23 protein-coding genes and 1 riboswitch are annotated in these 21,100 nt (G+C 60.1%); of the genes, 13 read left to right on the top strand and 10 right to left on the bottom strand.

Going from position 1 to position 21,100, the window contains the following annotated elements; genetic code table 11:
• Positions 1 to 39 precede the first annotated feature (39 nt).
• Positions 40 to 672: a TetR/AcrR family transcriptional regulator gene (locus tag IEX53_RS16770; protein WP_188825334.1), complete on the bottom strand. Its 633-nt coding sequence runs from the start codon at positions 670 to 672 to the stop codon at positions 40 to 42.
• 94 nt (positions 673 to 766) lie between these two features.
• On the opposite strand from IEX53_RS16770, the gene IEX53_RS16765 reads away from it, so the two are divergent.
• Entirely contained in the window at positions 767 to 1,423 is a 657-nt protein-coding gene (locus tag IEX53_RS16765; RefSeq protein ID WP_188825383.1) for an O-methyltransferase, read from the top strand.
• A gap of 280 nt (positions 1,424 to 1,703) precedes the next feature.
• Entirely contained in the window at positions 1,704 to 2,888 is a 1,185-nt protein-coding gene (locus IEX53_RS16760) for an arabinose transporter (protein WP_188825333.1), read from the top strand.
• Between the two features lie 92 nt (positions 2,889 to 2,980).
• Here IEX53_RS16760 and IEX53_RS16755 read toward each other — a convergent pair whose 3' ends face one another.
• Positions 2,981 to 3,748 carry an AraC family transcriptional regulator gene (locus tag IEX53_RS16755; RefSeq protein WP_188825332.1) on the bottom strand — a complete coding sequence of 256 codons (768 nt, stop codon included), beginning with the start codon at positions 3,746 to 3,748 and terminating at the stop codon, positions 2,981 to 2,983.
• Between the two features lie 104 nt (positions 3,749 to 3,852).
• Here IEX53_RS16755 and IEX53_RS16750 point away from each other — a divergent pair, with 104 nt between their 5' ends.
• Complete coding sequence (locus tag IEX53_RS16750) at positions 3,853 to 4,758, top strand: DMT family transporter (protein WP_188825331.1); 906 nt, start codon at positions 3,853 to 3,855, stop codon at positions 4,756 to 4,758.
• Positions 4,759 to 4,850: 92 nt separating this feature from the next.
• The gene (locus IEX53_RS16745) at positions 4,851 to 5,069 is read left to right on the top strand and encodes a con-10 family general stress protein (RefSeq protein ID WP_188825330.1); all 219 of its coding nucleotides are present in this window, start codon (positions 4,851 to 4,853) and stop codon (positions 5,067 to 5,069) included.
• A 127-nt stretch (positions 5,070 to 5,196) separates the two neighbouring features.
• Here IEX53_RS16745 and IEX53_RS16740 read toward each other — a convergent pair whose 3' ends face one another.
• Positions 5,197 to 6,057, bottom strand: a complete 861-nt coding sequence (locus IEX53_RS16740) for an SDR family oxidoreductase (protein ID WP_188825329.1) — start codon at positions 6,055 to 6,057, stop codon at positions 5,197 to 5,199.
• Between the two features lie 176 nt (positions 6,058 to 6,233).
• Positions 6,234 to 6,968 (bottom strand): outer membrane protein, encoded by a 735-nt coding sequence (locus IEX53_RS16735; protein ID WP_188825328.1) that lies wholly within the window; start codon positions 6,966 to 6,968, stop codon positions 6,234 to 6,236.
• A 617-nt stretch (positions 6,969 to 7,585) separates the two neighbouring features.
• Here IEX53_RS16735 and IEX53_RS16730 point away from each other — a divergent pair.
• Entirely contained in the window at positions 7,586 to 8,128 is a 543-nt protein-coding gene (locus IEX53_RS16730; protein ID WP_188825327.1) for a DUF992 domain-containing protein, read from the top strand.
• A gap of 297 nt (positions 8,129 to 8,425) precedes the next feature.
• On the opposite strand, the gene IEX53_RS16725 is transcribed toward IEX53_RS16730, so the two are convergent.
• Positions 8,426 to 8,866: a Ros/MucR family transcriptional regulator gene (locus IEX53_RS16725; RefSeq protein WP_188825326.1), complete on the bottom strand. Its 441-nt coding sequence runs from the start codon at positions 8,864 to 8,866 to the stop codon at positions 8,426 to 8,428.
• 441 nt (positions 8,867 to 9,307) lie between these two features.
• Positions 9,308 to 10,132 carry a hypothetical protein gene (locus IEX53_RS16720; protein ID WP_188825325.1) on the bottom strand — a complete coding sequence of 275 codons (825 nt, stop codon included), beginning with the start codon at positions 10,130 to 10,132 and terminating at the stop codon, positions 9,308 to 9,310.
• Between the two features lie 285 nt (positions 10,133 to 10,417).
• On the opposite strand from IEX53_RS16720, the gene IEX53_RS16715 reads away from it, so the two are divergent.
• On the top strand, positions 10,418 to 11,131 hold the full coding sequence (locus IEX53_RS16715) for a hypothetical protein (RefSeq protein WP_188825324.1): 714 nt from the start codon (positions 10,418 to 10,420) through the stop codon (positions 11,129 to 11,131).
• A gap of 783 nt (positions 11,132 to 11,914) precedes the next feature.
• Here the strand turns inward: IEX53_RS16715 and IEX53_RS16710 are convergent.
• Together IEX53_RS16710 and IEX53_RS16705 are read right to left on the bottom strand one after the other, a co-directional pair.
• The gene (locus tag IEX53_RS16710; RefSeq protein ID WP_188825323.1) at positions 11,915 to 12,175 is read right to left on the bottom strand and encodes a hypothetical protein; all 261 of its coding nucleotides are present in this window, start codon (positions 12,173 to 12,175) and stop codon (positions 11,915 to 11,917) included.
• A gap of 234 nt (positions 12,176 to 12,409) precedes the next feature.
• Complete coding sequence (locus tag IEX53_RS16705) at positions 12,410 to 12,919, bottom strand: ferritin-like domain-containing protein (protein WP_188825322.1); 510 nt, start codon at positions 12,917 to 12,919, stop codon at positions 12,410 to 12,412.
• Positions 12,920 to 13,629: 710 nt separating this feature from the next.
• Positions 13,630 to 13,876, top strand: a riboswitch (cobalamin riboswitch).
• A 35-nt stretch (positions 13,877 to 13,911) separates the two neighbouring features.
• Here IEX53_RS16705 and IEX53_RS16700 point away from each other — a divergent pair.
• The 7 genes from IEX53_RS16700 to arsH all read left to right on the top strand — a co-directional run bounded on the left by IEX53_RS16700 (position 13,912) and on the right by arsH (position 19,610).
• Positions 13,912 to 14,973, top strand: coding sequence for an ABC transporter substrate-binding protein (locus tag IEX53_RS16700; RefSeq protein ID WP_188825321.1), 1,062 nt, complete (start codon positions 13,912 to 13,914; stop codon positions 14,971 to 14,973).
• Between the two features lie 167 nt (positions 14,974 to 15,140).
• Positions 15,141 to 16,199 carry a FecCD family ABC transporter permease gene (locus tag IEX53_RS16695; RefSeq protein ID WP_188825320.1) on the top strand — a complete coding sequence of 353 codons (1,059 nt, stop codon included), beginning with the start codon at positions 15,141 to 15,143 and terminating at the stop codon, positions 16,197 to 16,199.
• Complete coding sequence (locus tag IEX53_RS16690; RefSeq protein ID WP_188825319.1) at positions 16,196 to 16,966, top strand: ABC transporter ATP-binding protein; 771 nt, start codon at positions 16,196 to 16,198, stop codon at positions 16,964 to 16,966. Before IEX53_RS16695 ends, IEX53_RS16690 begins: the two co-directional genes overlap by 4 nt.
• A gap of 78 nt (positions 16,967 to 17,044) precedes the next feature.
• The gene (locus IEX53_RS16685; protein WP_188825318.1) at positions 17,045 to 17,425 is read left to right on the top strand and encodes an ArsR/SmtB family transcription factor; all 381 of its coding nucleotides are present in this window, start codon (positions 17,045 to 17,047) and stop codon (positions 17,423 to 17,425) included.
• A 1-nt stretch (position 17,426) separates the two neighbouring features.
• Positions 17,427 to 18,488: an ACR3 family arsenite efflux transporter gene (arsB, locus tag IEX53_RS16680; protein ID WP_188825317.1), complete on the top strand. Its 1,062-nt coding sequence runs from the start codon at positions 17,427 to 17,429 to the stop codon at positions 18,486 to 18,488.
• Complete coding sequence (gene arsC, locus IEX53_RS16675; RefSeq protein WP_188825316.1) at positions 18,488 to 18,910, top strand: arsenate reductase (glutaredoxin); 423 nt, start codon at positions 18,488 to 18,490, stop codon at positions 18,908 to 18,910. Before arsB ends, arsC begins: the two co-directional genes overlap by 1 nt.
• A complete protein-coding gene (gene arsH / locus IEX53_RS16670) occupies positions 18,903 to 19,610 on the top strand; it encodes an arsenical resistance protein ArsH (protein WP_373288678.1) in 708 nt (235 codons plus the stop codon). Before arsC ends, arsH begins: the two co-directional genes overlap by 8 nt.
• A 14-nt stretch (positions 19,611 to 19,624) precedes the next feature.
• Here arsH and IEX53_RS16665 read toward each other — a convergent pair whose 3' ends face one another.
• Together IEX53_RS16665 and IEX53_RS16660 are read right to left on the bottom strand one after the other, a co-directional pair.
• The gene (locus IEX53_RS16665) at positions 19,625 to 20,188 is read right to left on the bottom strand and encodes a GNAT family N-acetyltransferase (protein ID WP_188825381.1); all 564 of its coding nucleotides are present in this window, start codon (positions 20,186 to 20,188) and stop codon (positions 19,625 to 19,627) included.
• 72 nt (positions 20,189 to 20,260) lie between these two features.
• A complete protein-coding gene (locus IEX53_RS16660; protein ID WP_188825315.1) occupies positions 20,261 to 21,034 on the bottom strand; it encodes a metallophosphoesterase in 774 nt (257 codons plus the stop codon).
• Between the last annotated feature and the right edge of the window lie 66 nt (positions 21,035 to 21,100).

The raw sequence follows: 21,100 nt of genomic DNA, 5'->3' as shown, positions 1-21,100 counted from the left end.
AGGGGGGCGCCTCGCGCTTCCGTTAAATCCATTTGGATTTCAACCCCGCTTTAAATCCACCACATAGGCGCGGAGCATATCGGCCATGGCGTTTGCGTAAGCCACGATTTCGGCCTCGGTTCGCGGCGTTTCCGAGAATTGCTTTCCGACCGCGGTCATCGTCGTCATGATCAGGTCTCCGGCCCGCTCCCGGATATCCGCCGATGCGGCGGGGAGCAGGTCGTGCATGAAATCCGTCAGGACCCGGTCCGCTTCGGCCCGAGCCGTCTCAGCCTCGGGCGCATCGCGATAGAGCGGAGCCGCGTCGTCGAGGGCCACGCGAACCTCGGCCTCCTCGCATTCGGACCGCAGGAAGGCGTGCACCAGCGTCCGCAGCCGGTCGAGCGGCGGCTTCTCCCTCTCTTCCAGGATCTGGCGCAACATGCGGGCCGTCTGCCGCCACTCGTCGCATTGGAGCCGGAACAGGATGGACGCCTTGTTCGGAAAATATTGATAGAGCGAGCCGATGCTGATGCCGGCCCTTTCCGCCACGCGCGCGGTGGTAAAACGCTGTGCGCCTTCCTGCGTCAAAACCTGAACAGCGGCTTGCAAAATGGCCGAAACAAGCTCGCTGGAGCGGGCCTGTTTCGGCTGTTTTCTCAATGATACCAGTGTTTTATGGCCACCGCTCATCACACGCTCCACCAATGCGAATAGGAAACGCGACGAATTATTCGTATTTTCCGGCCCGGCACAAGAGCTGTGTTCCTTGCTAACGGAGAATATGATGACCACGCTTACCACCGCGCCGCTGGCGCCGCTTCTCGACCGCCTGTTTGACGAAGCCGAGAGGGCGACGAGCCCGGCGCTCGCCGCAATATCCTGCGCCGAGCGGGAGCGCCTTATGCGCAGCAAGACCGAATATCTCGACCTTTATGGACGCCTCAAGGATCTATGGCTGCCCGTCTCGCGCGAAACCGGGCTGCTGCTTTATATGCTGGCGCGCGGCTCAAGGGCGAGGACAATCCTCGAGTTCGGCACCTCCTTCGGCATCTCGACCCTGCACCTCGCCGCGGCCTTGCGCGACAATGGCGGCGGGCGGCTCATCACCAGCGAGTTCGAGCCGTCGAAAGTCAAGCGGGCGCGGCAGCACCTGACGGAAGGCGGGCTTATCGATCTCGTCGAAATCCGCGAAGGCGACGCGCTCAAGACGCTGAGCGCCGATCTCCCTGAAACGGTCGACCTGCTGCTGCTCGACGGCGCAAAGTCGCTCTATCCGGAAATCCTGCGGCTCGTCGAAGACCGCCTGCGCCCCGGCGCATTCATCGTCGCCGACAATGCCGACTATTGTCCTGAATATCTCGAGCATGTCCGCTCGCCCGGCAATGGCTACATGTCGGTGCCGTTCGCCGAGGATATCGAGCTTTCCATGCGTATCGGGTGACGCGGTACTGAAAACCAACCAGACTAGAGCCGTTCATGTTTTGATGGAAACAGCGCCAAGCGCCCTCGTGGTTCGAGGCTCATTCCCCCTTCGGGGCTCGCTACGCTCGCTCATCAGGGTCCAATCGCACCTCACCATGAGGGCTATTGAAACGCCGACGCCTCTTCACCCTCATCCTGAGGTGCTCGCGTAGCGAGCCTCGAAGGGCGAGGGTGAAGGGGTCACGGTAGCAACAGTTTCCATCAAACCGTGAAACGCTCTAAATCAAGAGTATGCAACGATGCATGATACCACCCGGCCAGATCTGGCCTATCGCCGCGTCGTCGCGCTGACGGCGGCGCTTTTTCTTTCTTATCTCAGCGTCGCCATGGCGCTTCCGGCAGTGCCTGTGCATGTCGTGCAGGGGCTCGGCCTCGACAATGCCTATGGCGGCCTCGCGGTCGGCATTGCCTTCCTCTCCACGATCCTGACGCGCGGGCGCGCCGGGGCATGGGCGGACAGGCTCGGCGGCAAGCTCTGCATGCAGCGCGGCCTTGTCATCTATGCGGCGGCGGGGGTGATCTGCCTGCTGGCGAGCTGGCCGGGGCTTACCGCCGGAGCGAGCTATACGGTGCTGATCCTCGGGCGGCTTCTCCTCGGGCTCGGCGAAAGCGTGGCCATGGTCGGCATGATCAGCTGGGGCATCGGCCTGATGGGCCATGCCCGCTCGGGCCAGGTGATGGCGCTGGTCGGCATGGGCATGTATGGCGCTTTCGCCTTGGGCGGCCCGCTGGGGCTGATGCTGCTCGACCGGCTGGGCTTTGGCGGGCTGATGGCGGTGACGGCGGCCCTGCCGCTCGCCGGGCTCGTTGCCATCCACTGGCTTCCGGCTGTTGCGCCGCAGGCGGGCAAGCGCGAGCCGTTCTGGCGGATCATCGGGCGCATCTGGCGTCCGGGCGCCGCCGTGGGGTTGCAAGGGGTCGGCTTTGCGGCGCTGGGCGCATTCTTCTCGCTCTATTTCCTCAGCCGTGGCTGGCCCCATGCCGGGCTTGGCCTTACCTGCTTCGGTGTGGGGTTCGTGCTGATGCGGCTTCTCGGCGGCCATCTGCCGGACCGGATCGGCGGAGCGCCCGTCGCCATCGTCTCGCTCGCGGTGGAAGCCTGCGGCCAATATCTGCTGTGGATGGCGCCAGGGCCCTATGCGGCCCTCGCCGGGGCGCTGCTGACCGGGCTCGGCTGCTCGCTGGTGTTTCCCGCCATGGGCTCCGAAGTGGTCAAGCAGGTGCCCCCGCATCTGCGCGGCACGGCGCTGGGCGGCTTCGCCGCTTTCCAGGACCTTGCCTATGGCGCGACGGGACCCGTGGCCGGCATTCTGGCGGATTCATGGGGCTATTCGTTCGTGTTCCTGATCGGCGGCCTCGCCGCCACGCTCGGTCTGTGGATGGCCATCACGACGCGACGGGTGGAGGGCGATGCGGCGGCGTGACGGGTTAGAATATTTCACTTTGGATGGAAACGCCCAGCATCCCTTCATCCCGTTGCCCGTCACTTGGCGGTTCTGTCAAAGAAAGAAATGCTCTAGCCACTGACGGATGACAGATGGGTGGGGCTGACGCCCGTCTGCCGGCGGAACATGGCGATGAAGGCGGAGGGGCTCGAATAGCCGAGCGCCTCCGCTATTTCCTGTACCGGCGTGCCCTCCTCGATCATGGAGAGGGAGGCGACCAGCTTCAGCCTTTGCCGCCATTCGTTGAAGGATATTCCGAGCGCGCCGTGGAAACGCCGGGAGAGGGTTCTCTCTGTCGTGCTCAGGCAGCGCGCCCATTCAGCCAGCGATCTTCTGTCGTCGGGCTGGGCCTGCAGCGCTTCGATGACGGGTTGCAGCAATTTGTCATCCGATACGGGCAGATAGCTTTCCCGGCGGGGCGCTTGCAGCAACTGGTCAACCAGCACCAGAGCAAGCCGGATATCCGCCTCGGTCCGCGGCACCTTGATCTCCCGGGCGGCGAAATCGGCGAGGATGGCCTTGACGAGCGGGCTCATGGCGAGCGTGCAGGGCATCTGCGGCATGCCGGCGCAAAGCTCCCGCTCGATATAGACGGAAACGAATTTCACGTTCTGCCGGTTGTGGCAGCAATGCAGCGTATCGGCGGGTATCCAGGCCGCGTAATGCGGCGGGCAGAGGAACCGGCGTCCCTCTACGGTCGCCTCCATGACGCCTCGCACCGCATAGCCGATCTTGCCCCAGGGCTGGCGGCGCATCTCGAATATGCCGCCCGCTTCATAGCTCTCGGTGCGAAACGACAGGGGGGCGGGGCGTTCGCCCTCGGGGATGAGGTGGTTCATGCTCGGTGTCCGATCATCGCAAGAGGCTTTCCGGAAAACGCTATATAACGATAATCCGCCATTTGGTAGGCCCAAGGCAATTCTGAAAAACCGGAGCATTGCCGATGCCTGCCAAATATATCCTCTTTTCGCTCGTCGCCGTCGCTATCTGGGCGGGGAACACCATCGTCAGCAAGCTCGCCGCCGGGGCCATTCCGCCCGGCGTGATCGCCTTCGACCGCTGGTTCCTGGCCTTCCTGCTGCTCACGCCTTTCGTGGCCAAAGACGCCTGGCGGCACAGGAAGACCATCGGCAAATATCTGCCGAAGCTCGCCATTCTCGGACTGCTCGGCATGGCCGTATGCCAGGGCCTTGGCTATTATGCGGCGAGCTTCACCTTCGCCACCAACATGGCGATCCTGCTTTCGCTGGTGCCGCTCCTGACGCTGATGCTGAGCGCGCTTTTCCTCAGCGAGAAGCCGTCATCGCTTGCCATGCTGGGCGGCGTGCTCTCGCTTTGCGGCATCTTCGTCGTGCTCGGCAAAGGCGACCTGTCGCTGCTCCTCTGGCAAGGGGTGGGACGGGGCGATGCGATCATGCTGATCGCGGTTCTCGCTTATGCCGGCTATGGCATTCTCCTGAAGAAATGGTCCATCCCGCTTGGCGTCTGGACTTCGCTCTATGTGCAGATGGGCGCCGCCGTCGTGCTGCTGCTGCCCGGCTATCTCATGGAAGGCGCGGCGAGCTTCACGCCGGCCAATGCGACCATGATCCTCTACACCGCCATTCCCGGCTCGATCATCGCCCCCTTCGTCTGGATGACGGCGGTGAAGCATCTAGGCGCCGGGCGCACGGCGATCTTCATGAATCTCATTCCGGTCATCACAGCAGTGGTCGCGTCGCTGTTTCTCAATGAGGCGCTGCATGTCTATCACCTCATCGGCGGGGGCATGACGATTGCGGGGATCGTGCTCGTCCAGAGCAAGCCAGCCGTAGCAAAAAGGCGCTTGAAAGCACACGCAGCGGACTGAAATCAACTTTTAAGAAAAACAGATTCAGCCGGGAACATCATCCCTATTCACTGGTTAACAAGGTGTGTTTCACCAGCTAAAGGAGAAAGACAATGGCTGATAACACTTCCAACCGCGGTTTTGCTTCCATGGACGAGAACAAGCAGCGCGAGATCGCCGCGAAGGGCGGACGTGCCTCGGGAGGCAACTTCAAGAACGATCCCGAGCGCGCCGCTGAAGCTGGCCACAAGGGTGGCCAGGTTTCTGGCGGTAACTTCAAGAACGACCGTGAACGCGCTGCCGAAGCCGGTCGCAAGGGCGGCGAGCACTAATTGATGCACGCTCCCAACGAAACGCCCGCCAGATGGCGGGCGTTTTTTTTGTGGGATTAGCGGCGATAAAAATTTGCAGCCGGATGATGAACACCGGCTGCAAAGTATCGTGGAGTGGATGGTCTGATTAGAGAATGGGCTTTCCGCCTGTCACGGCGATGGTGGCGCCGGAGGTGTAGCTCGACAGTGGATCGGCCAGCATGACATAGGCGGAGGCCAGTTCCGCAGGCTGAGCCGGGCGCTTCATCGGCACCTGCTTGCCGAAATTCGCAACCGACTCATCCGGAAGCGTGGAGGGGATGAGCGGCGTCCAGACCGGCCCTGGCGCAACCGTGTTCACCCGAACGCCCTTTTCGGCCAGCATCTGCGCCAGCCCTGCGGTGAAATTCTGGATCGCGCCCTTGGTGGTCGCATAGGCCAGAAGCGTCGGGTTCGGCATGTCGGAATTGATCGAGGCGGTGTTGATTATGGAGGAACCGGGCTTCATGTAGGGCAGGGCGGCCTTCACCAGATAGAACATTGCGTGGATGTTGACGCGGAAGGTCAGCTCCCATTCCTCGTCCGTTATGTCCTCGAGGTTCGAGAAGCTTGCCTGATGCGCGGCATTGTTGACGAGGATGTCGATGCCGCCCAGTTCGTTCGCGGCGGCGCGCACCACATCGCGGCAGGACGCGGCATATTGCAGGTCGCATTTCACGGCGACGGCCTTGCGCCCCTCGGCCTCGATGAGCGCGCAGGTATCTTCCGCGTCTTCGTCTTCCTGCACATAGGCAATGAGCACATCCGCGCCTTCCCGGGCAAACGCAATCGCGACTGCGCGGCCGATGCCGCTATCGCCGCCGGTGATGATGGCCTTTTTGCCCATGAGCTTGCCCGAGCCGCGATAGCTGTTCTCGCCATGATCCGGCTTGGGATTCATCGCATCCGTCATGCCGGGCATCGGTTGGTGCGGGGTGTCGAATGGCGGGGTAGGGTACGGGGTTTCCATATCGGCCTCCTTGGTTGGGAATACCGTAGGGGAACTCCGTGGGGAGGCGAGTGTTCCAGACAGAATTGCGGGCGTGTAAAACGGCGCGGCAATGGCTTTCCAACCCACCATTGCGCCCAAAGAAAAAGCCGCCCGACTGGAGAAGGGCGGCTTCTTATCCGTTTGTGGCGTAAGGCCTAGAACTTGTAGTTCACGCCGACGCGGATGGTGTGGAACGTTACGTCGTTCTTGAGGTTCAGGTTGAGGTCGCCGGCGGTGTAGTCAACCAGCGTGCGCTTGCCGAGATCGGTGTAGAGATACTCGCCCTTGACTGTCCAATGATTGTTGAGCGCGTATTCCGCGCCGGCGCCAACGGTCCAGCCAGCCTTCGTCTTGGAGGCAGATTCGCCGATTTCGTCGACACCGTCGGTCAGGCTATAGGACGACTTGACCTTGCCATAGGCCAGACCGCCGGTGGCGTAAACGAGGAGGCGTTCGACCGGCGTGTAGCCCAGGCGTGCGCGCACGGTGCCGAACCACTCGACCTCGGTCTCGCCCTTGGCGGTGATGCCGCTGCCCAGATCCCAGGAATCGTCACCCTTGACGGTCGAGCCCTGGAAATCGGCTTCCGCGCCCAGAACGATGCCGTTGCCCAGCTGGTAGTTGTAGCCGGCCTGCAGGCCGCCGACAAAGCCATCGGCATCGAAATCGATCGAGTCGGAAGCCGATGCGCCGGTCAGTTCATCGGTAAGCGTGACCGGATGCTTGAACTTGCCGCCGGCATAGCCCGCATTCAAACCGATGTAGCCGCCGGTCCAGGAGAAGGTGTCGACAGCAGCGGCGGGCGGCGTCGGCTCCGAAACAATAGCGTCCGCAGCCATGGCGGAAGTCGCAAACAGCGCAGCTACGGAAGCCAGAAGTACAGCTTTCATTTCAAACCCCAAAGTTGAATTTAACGTCGCTCATCTAGTCTGCTTTGCTTCAAAAGTCTGTCACATTTCTGCAACAGGACGTTGTGATGTAACGGCCGTCCCTAAAGTATCGAAGGCTCAATTAGCGTATGGTTGCGAAATGGTTGACGAAGGTTGTGGATAAAGGGAAAGGAAGACCGCAGCGAGGACAGGCAGCGCGCCGCCGGGCGGGATTCGATTCGTGGCGCTTGCGCGGAAGAGGCTTTTCTTAACGCGTCTTAACGCGCGCTTTCAGGTGGTTCGATCCGCGCGGACGGGGAGGGCGACAAGTTGACCGCGATCAACTCGCCGGGTCGAAGCCGTTTTGATCCTCGCCCTCTGTTGAGGGTGCCTCCGCCTTTTCGGTTGCGCTTCAGGATGTGCAGAGTTCACGGCTGAATTTCATCGTTCCGCCATGCAGCTGTCGCTCACGCCGCCGTGAGGCGAGAATGAGGTTGCGGGCAACAAATGCAACAATTTGTGCGCTCACACGTTCAATCATTCTTCCGCCACATGTGTGGCCCATAGCCGTCCGGCTCGTTCGAACAGACTCGAAAAAATGGACGGGCCACAAAAGTACTTGAAGGAGTTACAGGGAAATGAAGAAGATTGTTGCCGCAGCGCTTGCCGCTCTTCCGGTTCTGGCATTCGGCGGGACCGCCCTTGCGGCCGATATGATTCGCCAGGCGCCGATCCAGGAGACTGTGCCTGACCAGCGCGATGGCGTTCGCATCGGTTATCTCGATTGTCACATCAGCGGTGGTGTCGGCTATGTCCTGGGATCGGCGAAGGAGATGGATTGCGTCTTCAAGTCGACCATGGGTGGCGCGCAGCCGCTCGACCATTACACCGGCGTTATCCGCAAAATGGGTGTCGATCTCGGCTTTACGACCGAAGGACGGCTGATCTGGGCCGTTTTCGCCCCCACCGCCGGTTATCACCATGGGTCGCTCGCGGGCCTCTATCAGGGCCTTACGGCGGAAGCCAGCGTGGGTCTGGGCGCCGGAGTGAATGTGCTTACCGGAGGCACCGCTGGTTCCATCCAGCTGCAGACGGTCAGCGTTACCGGCGTGAAGGGTCTCAACATCGCCGCCACGGGAACTTCCGTGACGCTCACGCCCGCCGTGGCGCCTGCGGGCTAAGTTCGGGCCACAAAAAGCCCCTCCCTCTGAAGAAGGGAGGGGCTTTGAATATGCCGTTCGTGTGCCTCGCAATCGGAAGAAGACATAAATTTCCGGATACGACGCGAACGCTGATCGGACCCGAGAGCGCCGGTTTTCCTCTTTCACGCATATTTTACCCCGTTTCGATCCACGCCGTCATGAGACGCGCGATCAGCATTTTCGGGGACGAGAGCAGGATCACGCCAGACGGATATCCTACCCCCTTTTTTCAGCAATATGTGTTTCGGAAATGCCCGGTCCCGGATTTCCAGCTTATCAAGCGGCCTTCTTGCGCGGCTTTTCCAGCTCCGCCTTCGCCTTGCGTCCCAAGCCCATCTGCTTGGCAAGGTTCGAGCGGGTCGCCGCATAGTTTGGGGCGACCATCGGGTAATCGGACGGGAGGTCCCACTTCGCGCGGTATTCCTCAGGCGTCATCCCGTAATGGGTCATCAAATGGCGCTTGAGCGACTTGAACTTCTTCCCGTCTTCCAGGCAGATGATGTAGTCGTCCGTGACGGACTTCTTGATCGATACTGCGGGGGTGGGCTTCTCCGCGGGCATGGCAACCGTCTCCGTCATCAGACCGGACAGGGAGGCATGGATCTCAGCGATGAGGGATGGCAGGTCATTCGCCGCTACCGAATTGTTGGCCACATAGGCCGTGACGATCTCGGCGGTGAACTCGATGATTTCGTTCTGGTTCTTTTCTTCCAACATTTTAGGCTCCTCTAGAATCATTATTGTTTTGTGGCATGCACGTAATAGTTTTCAGCAGTCCGCGCAACGGGGCAAGAGGAATGTTCCCAGTGTTCTTATCAGCCAGTAAACGCGAATCTGCTAGCCCTAGTGGTAATACGGAAATGTGGCCCTTTATATGGCTTTGCGAGCAATTCTATCGCAGTAAAAACGATAAACTCGGTATACACATGGTTTAAGCCGGGCAGTGGGCCGCATTTCCACTTGATCCGGCCATCTCTGCATTCTTCCCAGGTAAACAAAACAGCTGAAATGCAGTGGCCTCATGCAATGAAATAGGTAGAGGCTGATGAAGCTGCAATCGCTAAATTAAAAAAGATTCATGTGTCCTTGGCGGCAAAAAAGGGCGCCGAGATGGCAGGCCCTGGGCAGCTTTGCCCGAGGCCTGCCCAAGAGACGGGATCATTGCGTCGCGGCGGTGACCGGAGCGGAGAGGCAGGCCGTGAGGCGGGCAGGGGCGCGGCCGATGATATCGCCGAGGGCCGCTGAATTCTCGGTATTCGCGACATAGCTCAGGTAATCGCGGTCATTCGTTCCGAATTCCGCTATGCCGCAAGAGGAGGTCATCGCGGTTTCGGCCTGTTTCCAGAGCGTGCTGATGATCTTCGCGGTCTTCGGCTCGTTCAGCCCTTGCCATGTTTCGGGATGGCTCTTTCGCGCTTCGTCCGCATAGGCCGTCACGAACGCCATCATGGCGGCGAGGCCGTCGCGATGGTCGGGCCGGTTGCCGCCGGTATGGACGGAGGTAAGCCGGACAGCGGAGTTAAGGTCATGGCTGAACGCGTTGAGCTCATCCAGGAGCACCATGAAATTATCCGCCGAGGATGCTGCGCCCGGCTTCAGATAGGTGTCGATGAAGAGCGGGTCCTTGAATCTTCGCGCCATCTGGCCGGCAATTTCCCGCGGCGGGAAGAAGCTCTCGGTTTCATGCGGGCGCGGGAGGCTGCTGCCGCCGATGAGCGGATAGGCATCCTGCTCCTCCGTCAGCGTATGCACGGATTCATGAACCGCCGTCGCAAGATCGAGCTGCACATCCTCGCAGGTGATCCAGGTCATGAACTGCTCCTTGTCCTGCATTGCCCGGTATATCGCATAGCCGTCGGGAGACAGCTTCTGAAGACTGCGAAGGGCCGCCGGACGGCAGTCAGTATTCGGCGCTGCTGAAGCCGCCCCGGAAAGTCCAAGCAAGGCCAGAAGAACCGCGCCCACTCTTATTGTCGCTCTCATATTTTCGTTCCTTATAATATTTAGAATTTTAGGAAGATAAACAAAGAATGCATATGAATTTGTCTGGATAGTGGCCAAGTAAAATAACAGAAAATCCTAAGTTACTTACAAACTTAGTAAAAATTATCGGCAATATTTTAAAGTAGAATAGTAGTGTTTGGGTTTTCCTTTGTACATTCGTAAGTATTCTCGATTAGATTTCGCTGCGTTAGGTCTTTTCAGTAGGGGGAAACTGAGGGCTTAGTTCAATGATGTGTAGCTTGTGTAACTCTAGGAGACAGAGTCATGATGAAGTCCTTCAAAAATCTCTTTGCTATTGCCGCCCTGGCAAGCGCTTCGATGGTCGCCATCACGGTTGCCGCGGAAGCGCAGGAAGCAAGGAGAAATATCCCCACGACCAAGGTCGAGACGACCTATCGTGAGGGGAATGTCAAGCGCCAGGTGCGCAATGTCACGCGCTATCGTGATGTTGAGCGTCCTCGCGTCGTGACGCATACCAAGCGCATTGTGAACGTGACGCGCGTCCAGCCCGTCACGCGGGTCAATACGGTGACGCGCGTTCATAACAAGACCGCGGTGATCCGTGAGAACCGTTATGGCAACCGGACAGAGATGCTGCCGACCCGTCACGTCCGTACTTCCAAGACGATCGTGAATCGCGCCCATGTAGCTCCGACCGCGGAAACGGTTTATCGTTACAAGACCGTCCGCAACGTCAAGAACATGACGCGCTATCGTGACGTCAACAACACCCGCTATGTGCGTCACGTCAACCGGATCGTCCGGGTTGACCGCGTGCAACCGGTTGTTCGCGAGAACGTCGTGACGCGCATTCATGAGCGTCCGCGGGTCGTGACCCGTAACCAGTACGTCCATCGCACGGAGGTTCTGCCGGAGCGCCGCATCCATACTTCGAAGACGGTTCGCATCAATGGCGGAACCGAATATCGCGGCACCAAGCGCCTCTATAACGACACGGACTACGAGACCGACTACTAAGAGACGCGCTTACTGGCGCTCTTACAAGACGGCGGGCTGCCATCACGGGGCCCGCCGTTTTGCTTTGGTGTATCGACCGCCCGATATTGACTGTGCCGGCGCATAAAGCCGCAGGGGCTTATCTGCCGGAGAATTTGTGCTGCCTTGTCGAAGGGAAGGGAAGAGGCCCGACCTGGATGATGGTTGCGGGTGGGGGTCGGGCCTCAGTGCCGATGGAACATCCGGCATGCAATTTGTGCGCTAAAAAATGGGTGAGTCGCAACCCTAACAAATGGGGAGCAATTTGCACTAATTTAGCTAAAATTGACGATATCGGCTAAGCCATTCATTTCTAACAGGAAATCGAAGAATATCTCCGGCGGAAAGTTGGGGCGGTACGCCGAACAAGAGTTTATTTGGGAAAATTCTGATGCTCAGGTGTCCGCTGGAGTATCGGTGGCTCCAGAATTCCCAGCGAATCTGGGGCTGAATCGGAACATCCGTCCTGCACTGGATTTAGAGCGGTTCATGAGTTGATGGAATCGCTTGAATTCTGATTTGGGACCCTTGTCGTTATGGAGAGGTAGAGGAATGGATCCCAGTGCTTGTGTCACTGGGATCCATTCCTCTACGGTGACATGGCCATAATGGTAAAGAATGAGCGGCTGTTTCCATCAAAAGGTGAAACACGCTAACAGAAAATCCCGGCTGGGATGCCCAGCCGGGATGATTGCGGTCACCTCAACCTCTTTCGAAGTCTAGAGGCAGGCCCATGGAAGGCTATCCTCCCCGGAGCCAATCAGTTCACATGGCGACAGGAAACTTTCTTTCCTGGTCTATGCGGTTGCTCTCGCTGTCGGCGGCGGCAAAAGCAAGGGCTTCCACGTCGCGATAGCCGAGATTAAAGAGTCGCATGACTTCTCGTGCCAGGCGATTCGCCTTCCAGCTGTCATTGGGACCGTGCTCCAGGATGGCGGCTGCCCTGTGATAGGCGGTTTGCATGACGCGCCAGTCTTCACCGCTATAGGCAGAACCGGGACCTGGATATTCACCCCTAATAGGCATGTGATTCTCCGTTTAGCTTAACCAGGCTACGAAATAAGCCCAAATGACGGGAGTGCCTAGGTCTGGAAGTGTGGTCCGGTCGGGTAACGGAGTCAAACCCTTTAAAATATCGTAAATAATTCAGTAGGTTGCAATTGCCATATGATTCAACCGCGCTAATGTGCGGTGCGCTGGGCAAATAGGTGGCGCCGGGTGATCTCCACCCGGCTGCTCGATTGGATTTCCAGCGAGAAACTAACGCTTGGCCGTTTCGAGTTCGGCGGAATCGCGCCGCAGATATTCCTGGGTGATGCCATTGGCATGATCCGCGAGCCACTCGGCCATGGCCTCTTCCTCGCGGCAAATCTCTTCGCAGACCCGCGCTGTGGTCATGTCGCCTGCAGCCTTCGCGGCAGCGACCAAAATGCGGTAGGAGGCGATTTCCATGTGCTCGAACGTATAGCTCGCCAGCGTGCCCTTGACGACTTCGTCGCCAGCCATGACACCGCCCAGCCCTTGCATCATCGCGGTTAGCTTGCCAGCGGCGTCCTTGATGGTGGAGGTGGAGCCTCCGCGCTGCTCGATGCAGCGGGCGATCCGTTCGCGCTGGGATTTCGTCTCGGCCAGATGCTGCTCGATGCGGGCGCGCAACTGAGGGTAATTCTCCAGGCGGCTCGCCTGCGCGCTCAGCATCTGCTCCGCCTGCTCTTCCATGGCGTGCGCGTCACGTAGCCATTGGTTCACCCATTCGTCCATGTTCGACATGTCTCAAATCTCCTTTGCAATGCACCACCCGATTAACCGCCGAGGGCGCGTATTGTTCCGGAAGATTGTTTAGGGAAAGCGAGGCTAAGCATGCGGGCTTTGCGGTCAGGGATTATAGACCGAAGTATAATTGGATTTGGGGCTCGGTGAGTCGTGATTTTCCCGAGCATGTCGGCAAAAGGAAATATCAAGAAAGCTTTGCGATCTATGCTTCGCTTCGCTTTGACTGGTTATATACTGCGGAAGATTTCAAACGAGCACGCCGCGCAGTTCGTTCACCACGAGGCAGATCACGACGAACAGGAAGGCATAGCTCAGCCAGAGCAAAACATCCTTCAAGCCGCGATCGTTTGCATTGTGCATGGGGTCCCCCTAAAAGTTGCGAGAGATAAATAGTACTATAGTTAAAGAGTCAATAGGATTTCCGCTATCCAGCGTTGAACTACGATATTTGCGGTGGACACAGTGTCCGAACCCGTCGCCAAGCTTATTCCAGTTCTTTTGTATATGAGAGCAGGGCGTGAGACAGTCCAGGCAAGATAAGTTTCCTTAAGCCGTTGTTTTGGCGGCAGGATCTCCCCGTCAAAGCTTTGCAACTTGCGGCATCATGCGTCCGGTGCTGTGGCATTTTAGTGCTTGACGTTTGTAACGTTATTACATTACGAAAAGCGCGTTCGGCTTCGGTCACTTGACGGGAGCCTCCCGGCCACTTTAAGAATCACGGTGACGGTTCCCCGAAGGATGACTCCCAGGGGATTAATAGGGAACACGGTGCGGACGACCCAAATGGGACCAAGACCGTGGCTGCCCCCGCAACTGTAGGCGGATTGCCGAACGTCCTTGTGGCGTCTCCTCGTGAGGCGCCATGCCACTGCCGGTCCGGAGACGGATGGCGGGAAGGCAGATGTGAAGCAGATATCCGCGAGCCAGGAGACCTGCCGTCGAATCAGAGTCCATAATCGCGGGCGGGGTTGCCCGGAGAGGAAACAATCATGCTGGATATCACTCGGCGGCGCGCCCGTGGGGGCGTCTTCGTCATTGCGGGCGTATTTGGGGCGTTCGCTCTGGGGCTTCTCGCCGGCGCTACGGTTTCCCAGGCGGCCGAACATACCAAATACCCGCTGACGCTACGCAATTGCGGCGTTTCCGTCACCTTCGACAAGGCACCGCAGCGGGCGGTGGCCATCGGCCAGAACTCGACGGAAATTCTGCTGTCGCTCGGCCTTGCCGACAAGATCGCCGGCACCGCCGTCTGGGTCGGGCCGGTGCTGAAGCCTTTTGAGAGCGAAAACGCCAGGATCAAGCGGCTTGCCGACAACAGCCCGAGCTTCGAATCGGTCGTGGGGCAGGAGCCTGATCTCGTTGCCGCGCAGTTCGAGTGGGATGTCGGCCCGCAGGGAGCGGTGGGCACGCGCCGGCAATTCGGCGACTTGGGCATCCCCACCTATATCTCGCCCGCCGATTGCGTCGCCAAGGACAATTCCGGCGGCGGCGACGGGGTGCGCAAGGAGCCGTTCACGATGGATCTCGTCTATCAGGAGATCCGGGAACTGGCGGAAATCTTCGACGTGCAGGAGCGCGGGGAGAAGCTGGTGGCGGAATTGAAGAAGCGCGAGGCGGACGCCATCGCCTCGGTCGCGGGCGAGAAGGGTACCGGCCTGCCCGTCGTCTTCTGGTTCTCCAGCAAGGATGTGAAGGGCGATGCGTTTGTGGCGGGCAGGAACGGCGCTCCGGCCTATATGCTGCGGGTGCTCGGCGCTGACAACATCATCGACACCAATGAGGAATGGCCGCTGGTGAGCTGGGAAACCATCGCCGCGAAGAACCCTGCGGTGATCGTCATCGGCGAAATGACCCGCCGCCGCTATGCCGCTGACGATCCGGCGGTGAAGGTCAATTTTCTTGAAACCGATCCTGTGGTGAGCCAGCTCGATGTGGTGAAGCAGAAGCATTTTGTCATGATGGATGCGCAGGCGATGAACCCGACGATCCGTACGATAGACGGGATCGAGGCGCTGGCGGCGGGAATCAAGACGTTCGGGTTGGCGAAGTGATACATTTTAAATGGAAACGGCAGCGGGACAGTACCCCCCTCTGTCCTGCCGGACATCTCCCCCCCAAGGGGGGAGATCACGCTGTTATGGCCGCTCGGTATCAATCGCAAACGGTGCAAGGTGAATATAGCCAACCGTGTCAGCCAATCTCCCCCCTTGAGGGGGAGATGCCCGGTAGGGCAGAGGGGGGTAGGCCTCGCGCTTCCCTTAAAGCCGAAACCACTCTCATCCTCCTCGCCCTTCTATCCATTGCCGCCCTCCTCCTCTCCATCGCCATGGCGGTCTCCATAGGCGAAATGACGATCCCGCTCGCGACCACTTTCAAGGCCCTCGCCAACCGGCTGTTCGGCGCGGATTTCGCGGTGAGCGGTATTCAGGCGGGCATCATCTGGGATTACCGGATGAGCCGGGCGCTGGTGGCGGCTTCTTGCGGGGCGGCGCTGGCGCTTTCGGGCGTCATCCTGCAGGCGCTGCTGCGCAATCCGCTGGCGGAGCCCTATGTGCTCGGCATTTCGGCGGGTGCGTCCACAGGAGCCGTCGCGGTGATGATCCTGGGGCTCGGTTACGGCGTGCTGACCCTTTCGAGCGGGGCATTCATCGGCGCGATCATCGCCTTCCTGCTGGTTTCGGTGCTGGCGGCAGGCTCCGGCGGAAGCCATGAACGGATCATCCTTGCCGGGGTGGCCGGGTCGCAGCTCTTCAATGCGCTGACCTCCTACATTGTCACCACCTCCGCCAATGCGGAGCAGGCGCGGGGCGTCATGTTCTGGCTCCTCGGCAGCCTTGGCGGCGTGCGCTGGCCCGATGTGTATCTCGCCGCGCCGGTGGCGCTTGTCGGGTTTGTGGTCTGCCTCTTCTACGCCCGCGCGCTCGATGCCTTCACCTTCGGCGCCGATGCGGCGGCGACGCTGGGCGTGCCGGTCGCGCGGGTGCGTGTTGTCCTCATCGGCCTCACCTCGCTGCTGACGGCGACGATGGTCAGCATTGTCGGCTCCATCGGCTTTGTCGGGCTGGTCATTCCCCATGCGGCGCGGTTCATCGTCGGGCCGGGGCATTTGCGGCTCATCCCCGCCTCGGCCATGGCGGGGGCGATCTTCATGGTGTTGGCGGATATCGTCTCGCGGATCATCATTCCGCAGCAGATATTGCCCATCGGCGTGGTGACGGCGCTGTTTGGCGCGCCGGCATTTGCATTCATTCTCTATCGGGCGAGGAGGGCGGTATGAGCATATCCGTCAAGGCTGCATGCTGGGCGGCGTCAGGCAAGACCATCGTCGACGATGTCACGCTCCATATCGAGCCGGGACAGATGCTGGGATTGCTCGGGCCGAATGGCTCGGGCAAATCGAGCCTGCTGCGGCTGATCTGCGGACTCCGGCGCGTGGATAGCGGCGTCATCACGCTCGGTAATGACGAAATCGGCGGCATGTCCCGCGCGATGCTTTCGCGCCGGATCGCGCTGGTGGAACAGCAGGCAACGACGGACGCGCCCATCAGCGTCGAGGATGTGGTGCGGCTTGGGCGCACGCCGCATCGTGGGCCGCTCACGCCCTGGACGGCACGGGACGAGGAGGCGGTCGCCCATGCGCTCGCCAGCGTCGGCATGATGCACAAGCGGGCGCAATCCTGGCACACGCTCTCGGGCGGCGAGCGTCAGCGCGTCCATATCGCAAGGGCGCTGGCGCAGACGCCGACGGAGCTCATCCTCGACGAGCCGACAAACCATCTGGACATCCAGCACCAATTGGAGATCCTGTCGCTGGTTTCAAAACTGCCGGTGACGAGCGTGGTGGCGTTGCACGATCTCAACCTCGCCGCCATGTTCTGCGACCGGATCGCCGTTCTGCAGCATGGCCGCGTGGTGACCGCAGGCGCGCCGGAGGCGGTGCTGACGCAGGAGCTTGTCGCGGAGGTGTTCGGCGTGAAAGCCTTCATCGACCGCTCGCCGCATCACGGGCGGCTGCATATCCATTATCTCGGGGCACAGGGATAACGCTCAAGAAGGGGTTTTCACGCTGGCCTTATCGGGCTGGCTCTTGACGTAGGATTATATATCGATATATCTCGAAATATGAAAAAAAATCTTGCCATCGAAGCTTTCTCAGCCTTGGCCCAGCCGACGCGCATGGATGCTTTCAAGCTCCTTGTGATGCACGAGCCGGAGGGGCTGCCTGCAGGTGAAATCTCACGCCTCCTCGACACGCCCCAGAATACGATGTCGACGCATCTGGCAATTCTCACCCGCGCCGGGCTCATCTTTTCCGAGCGGCAGGGCCGTTCGATTATCTATCGTGTGCGTTTCGAGGGTATTCACAGTGCACTCACCTACCTGCTCAAGGATTGCTGCGCCGGCCATCCCGATATTTGTGCGCCTTTGATAGCCGATATCATTCCATGCTGTCCGCCCAAAGAGGGGGCCGGCAGCATCGGCAAGCTTGAGGACTTTGACTGATATGTCGATTTTCGAACGTTACCTTACCATCTGGGTCGCATTGTGCATCGTCGCGGGCGTCGCGCTGGGCCATCTGGCGCCCGGCCTCTTCCACGCGGTCGGAGCGCTGGAGATCGCCAAGGTCAATATCCCGATGGCTGTGCTGATCTGGCTGATGATCATCCCGATGCTGCTGCGCATCGATTTTGCGGCGCTTCGCGAGGTTGGCGCCTTCTGGCGGGGCATCGGCGTCACGCTGTTCATCAATTGGGCGGTAAAGCCATTTTCGATGGCGCTGCTCGGGTGGCTCTTCATCGGCTGGCTGTTCCGCCCTTATCTGCCGGCAATGCAGATCGATTCCTATATTGCGGGGCTTATCATCCTCGCCGCCGCGCCATGCACCGCAATGGTGTTCGTCTGGTCGAGCCTGACCAGGGGCGAGCCGCATTTCACCCTGTCGCAGGTGGCGCTCAACGACGCCGTCATGGTCGTCGCCTTCGCGCCGATCGTCGGCCTGCTGCTGGGGCTCTCGGCCATTACGGTGCCTTGGAACACGCTGGTGCTTTCGGTGGTGCTCTATATCGTTATTCCCGTGATCATCGCGCAGGTGGTGCGCAACCGCCTTCTCGCTGTCAGCGGGCAGGCGGCGCTCGACCGCCTGCTTGCCATGTTGCAACCGCTGTCGCTGGTCGCGCTGCTCGCAACGCTCATCATGCTGTTCGGCTTCCAGGGCGAGCAGATCATTGCGCAGCCGCTGGTGATCGCGCTTCTGGCGGTGCCGATCCTGATCCAGGTTTATTTCAATTCGGGTCTTGCTTACCTTCTCAACCGCATCTCCGGCGAGCAGCATTGCGTGGCGGGGCCTTCCGCACTGATTGGCGCCAGCAATTTCTTCGAGCTCGCGGTTGCCGCTGCCATCAGCCTGTTCGGTTTCAATTCCGGTGCGGCGCTCGCAACCGTGGTCGGTGTGCTGGTCGAGGTGCCCGTGATGCTTTCCGTGGTCTGGATCGTCAACAACAGCAAGGGCTGGTACGAGCGCGGTGCTTCGGTCCGCAATAGCAACGAACTGGAAAGGACGCTCTGATGGACGTTACGATCTACCACAATCCTGCCTGCGGCACGTCGCGCAATGCGCTGGCCATGATCCGCAATGCCGGGATCGAGCCTGATGTGATCGAATATCTGAAGACGCCGCCCAGCCGGGAGGAACTCAAGGATATGATCGCCAAGGCCGGTTTGAGCGTCCGCGAGGCGATCCGGCAAAAGGGCACGCCCTATGCGGAGCTTGGGCTGGACGATCCCGCGCTTGACGACGAGCAGCTTCTCAACGCGATGCTGGAGCATCCGATCCTGATCAACCGCCCGTTCGTCGTCACCCCGCTCGGTGTCCGCCTATGCCGTCCGTCGGAGGTTGTCCTTGACATCCTGCCTCTGCCGCAGCAGGGGGCGTTTACGAAGGAGGACGGTGAGGCTGTCGTCGATCAGGAGGGAAAACGCATTGTCTGATTTGCCAAACGTCAGCGTGGATATTCTCGACATACCCGATCCGGCAAGGCTTTCGTCTCCCCCTTCCACCCATCGGCCACGCATATTGCTGCTCTACGGCTCATTGCGCGAGCGCTCCTATAGCCGCCTGTTGGCGCAGGAAGCCGCCCGGCTTCTGGAGCATTTCGGGGCGGAGACACGCATCTACGACCCGACTGGCTTGCCGATGCCGGATAGCGCGCCGGCGGATCATCCGAAGGTGCAGGAGTTGCGCCAACTTTCCGAATGGTCGGAAGGGCAAGTGTGGGTCAGCCCCGAACGCCACGGGGCGATGAGCGGCGTTCTCAAGGCGCAAATCGACTGGATACCGCTTTCCGTCGGCTCCATCCGTCCGACACAGGGGCGCACGCTCGCCGTTATGCAGGTGAGCGGCGGTTCCCAGAGCTTCAATGCGGTTAACCAGATGCGCGTGCTTGGTCGCTGGATGCGGATGATCACCATTCCCAACCAGTCCTCGGTGGCGAAAGCCTTTCAGGAATTCGACGAGGCGGGCCGGATGAAGCCTTCATCCTATTACGACCGGGTTGTCGATGTGATGGAGGAGCTAGTCAAATTCACGCTTCTGACGCGCGATGTTTCCGGCTACCTCACCAACCGCTACAGCGAGCGCAAGGAAGACGCGGCGAAGCTTGAAGCGCGGGTGAATTTGAAGGCGATTTGAAAACTGCTGGGGCGTTATCTGTCTGATGGCGGCGTCCCATCGCCGGGACCCAGCGCGCGCTGCGCCAGCACGGTATCGAGCCAGCGACCATGCTTCCAGCCGACCGATTTCAGCGTGCCGATGATCTGGAAGCCCAGGCTCTCGTGCAGGCGAATGGAGGCGGTGTTGGCGGAATCGCCGATGACGGCGACCATTTGGCGGTACCCGCGCTCTTCCGCCTGCTCGATCACCTCCATCATCAGTGCCTTGCCGATGCCGCGGCCATGGAAATCCTTGTGCACATAGACCGAGTTCTCCACGGTGTCGTCATAGGCCGGACGCGCCCGGTGTGGTCCCGCATAAGCATAACCCGCGATCTTGCCGCCGATAACCGCGACGACATAGGGAAAATCCCCGGCGACGAGCGTTTCGCGGCGTCTCGCCATCTCCGCTTCGGATGGCGGCTCAAGCTCAAAACTCGCCGTGCCGGTGCGCACCGCATGGGCATAGATGGCTGTGATTTCAGGAATATCGGCGAGTTGGCAGTCGCGCACGGTCAGTTCATTGGCAATGTTGAGGGCAGGCAAGGAAGGCTCCATGGGGAAGGACGCCGCGAATGGGCATCTTCCGCTCAATAAAGCGCCATTCCTGCCCAAGCGCAAGCAGCCATATTACGTAGAGAGTATGCGTCCCTTGCGGTTCCACAGCCGCACCGCGCTGAGCTTGTCGGAGAAGAACGCGCCGGTGTCGACATTGATGCGGCGTCCCACGGGCCCTGCCGCCTCCACCGGAGTATGGCCGTGGACGACCCAACGGTCGAGGAGGTGGGCGCTGGCGAAGAAGTCCTCGCGGATGGTGACGAGATCCTCATCGGTCTGTTCGGCGGGAAGCGTGCCCGGGCGGATGCCGGCATGGGCGAAGACGAAGAAGCCGGAATCGATCATGATCGGCAGGGACCGTAGAAACTCCACATGGCTTTCCGGTATGGCGGATTGGATGGCCTCGTTCAGCTTCTTGGCCGTGCGATGAGTCTTCTTCAGTTGGTCGACGTCGATGCCATAGGAAAAAAGCGTGGCGGCGGCGCCGAGCTTCAGCCAGTCCTTCAGCGACAATTGCCCGTCGAGATAATCCAGCATCGCCATTTCATGATTGCCCATGAGGCAGATGCGGTAAAAGCCATCCGGCGGCGGACCGATCAGGTGCTCGATCACCTCCGCCGGGGCAGGGCCGCGATCGATGTAATCGCCGAGCATGACGATGAGCTTGGGATCGGGCAGGCGGCTTGCATCGGCCGCGATGATGCGCTCCAGCGCCAGGAGCTGGTCATAGCAGCCATGCACATCGCCGATGGCGTAAACCGCGATGTGCGAGATATCCAGCGTCAGCCTTTGCCTGGCCGGCCTCTGCGGGGCCTTGGCCAGCCCCAACGACCGAAAAATATTCATCAGCGACCTTCCCCGCTCGCCTAAGTTATTCGAAGTTTAAGCGAGTATAATGCCGGTGGAAAGAGG

Source organism: Paramesorhizobium endophyticum, from assembly GCF_014640615.1.
In the GTDB taxonomy this organism is placed as follows: domain Bacteria; phylum Pseudomonadota; class Alphaproteobacteria; order Rhizobiales; family Rhizobiaceae; genus Paramesorhizobium; species Paramesorhizobium endophyticum.
The sequence above is the reverse complement of the archived record's forward strand: the minus strand, read 5'-3'. Positions and strand labels throughout refer to the sequence as shown.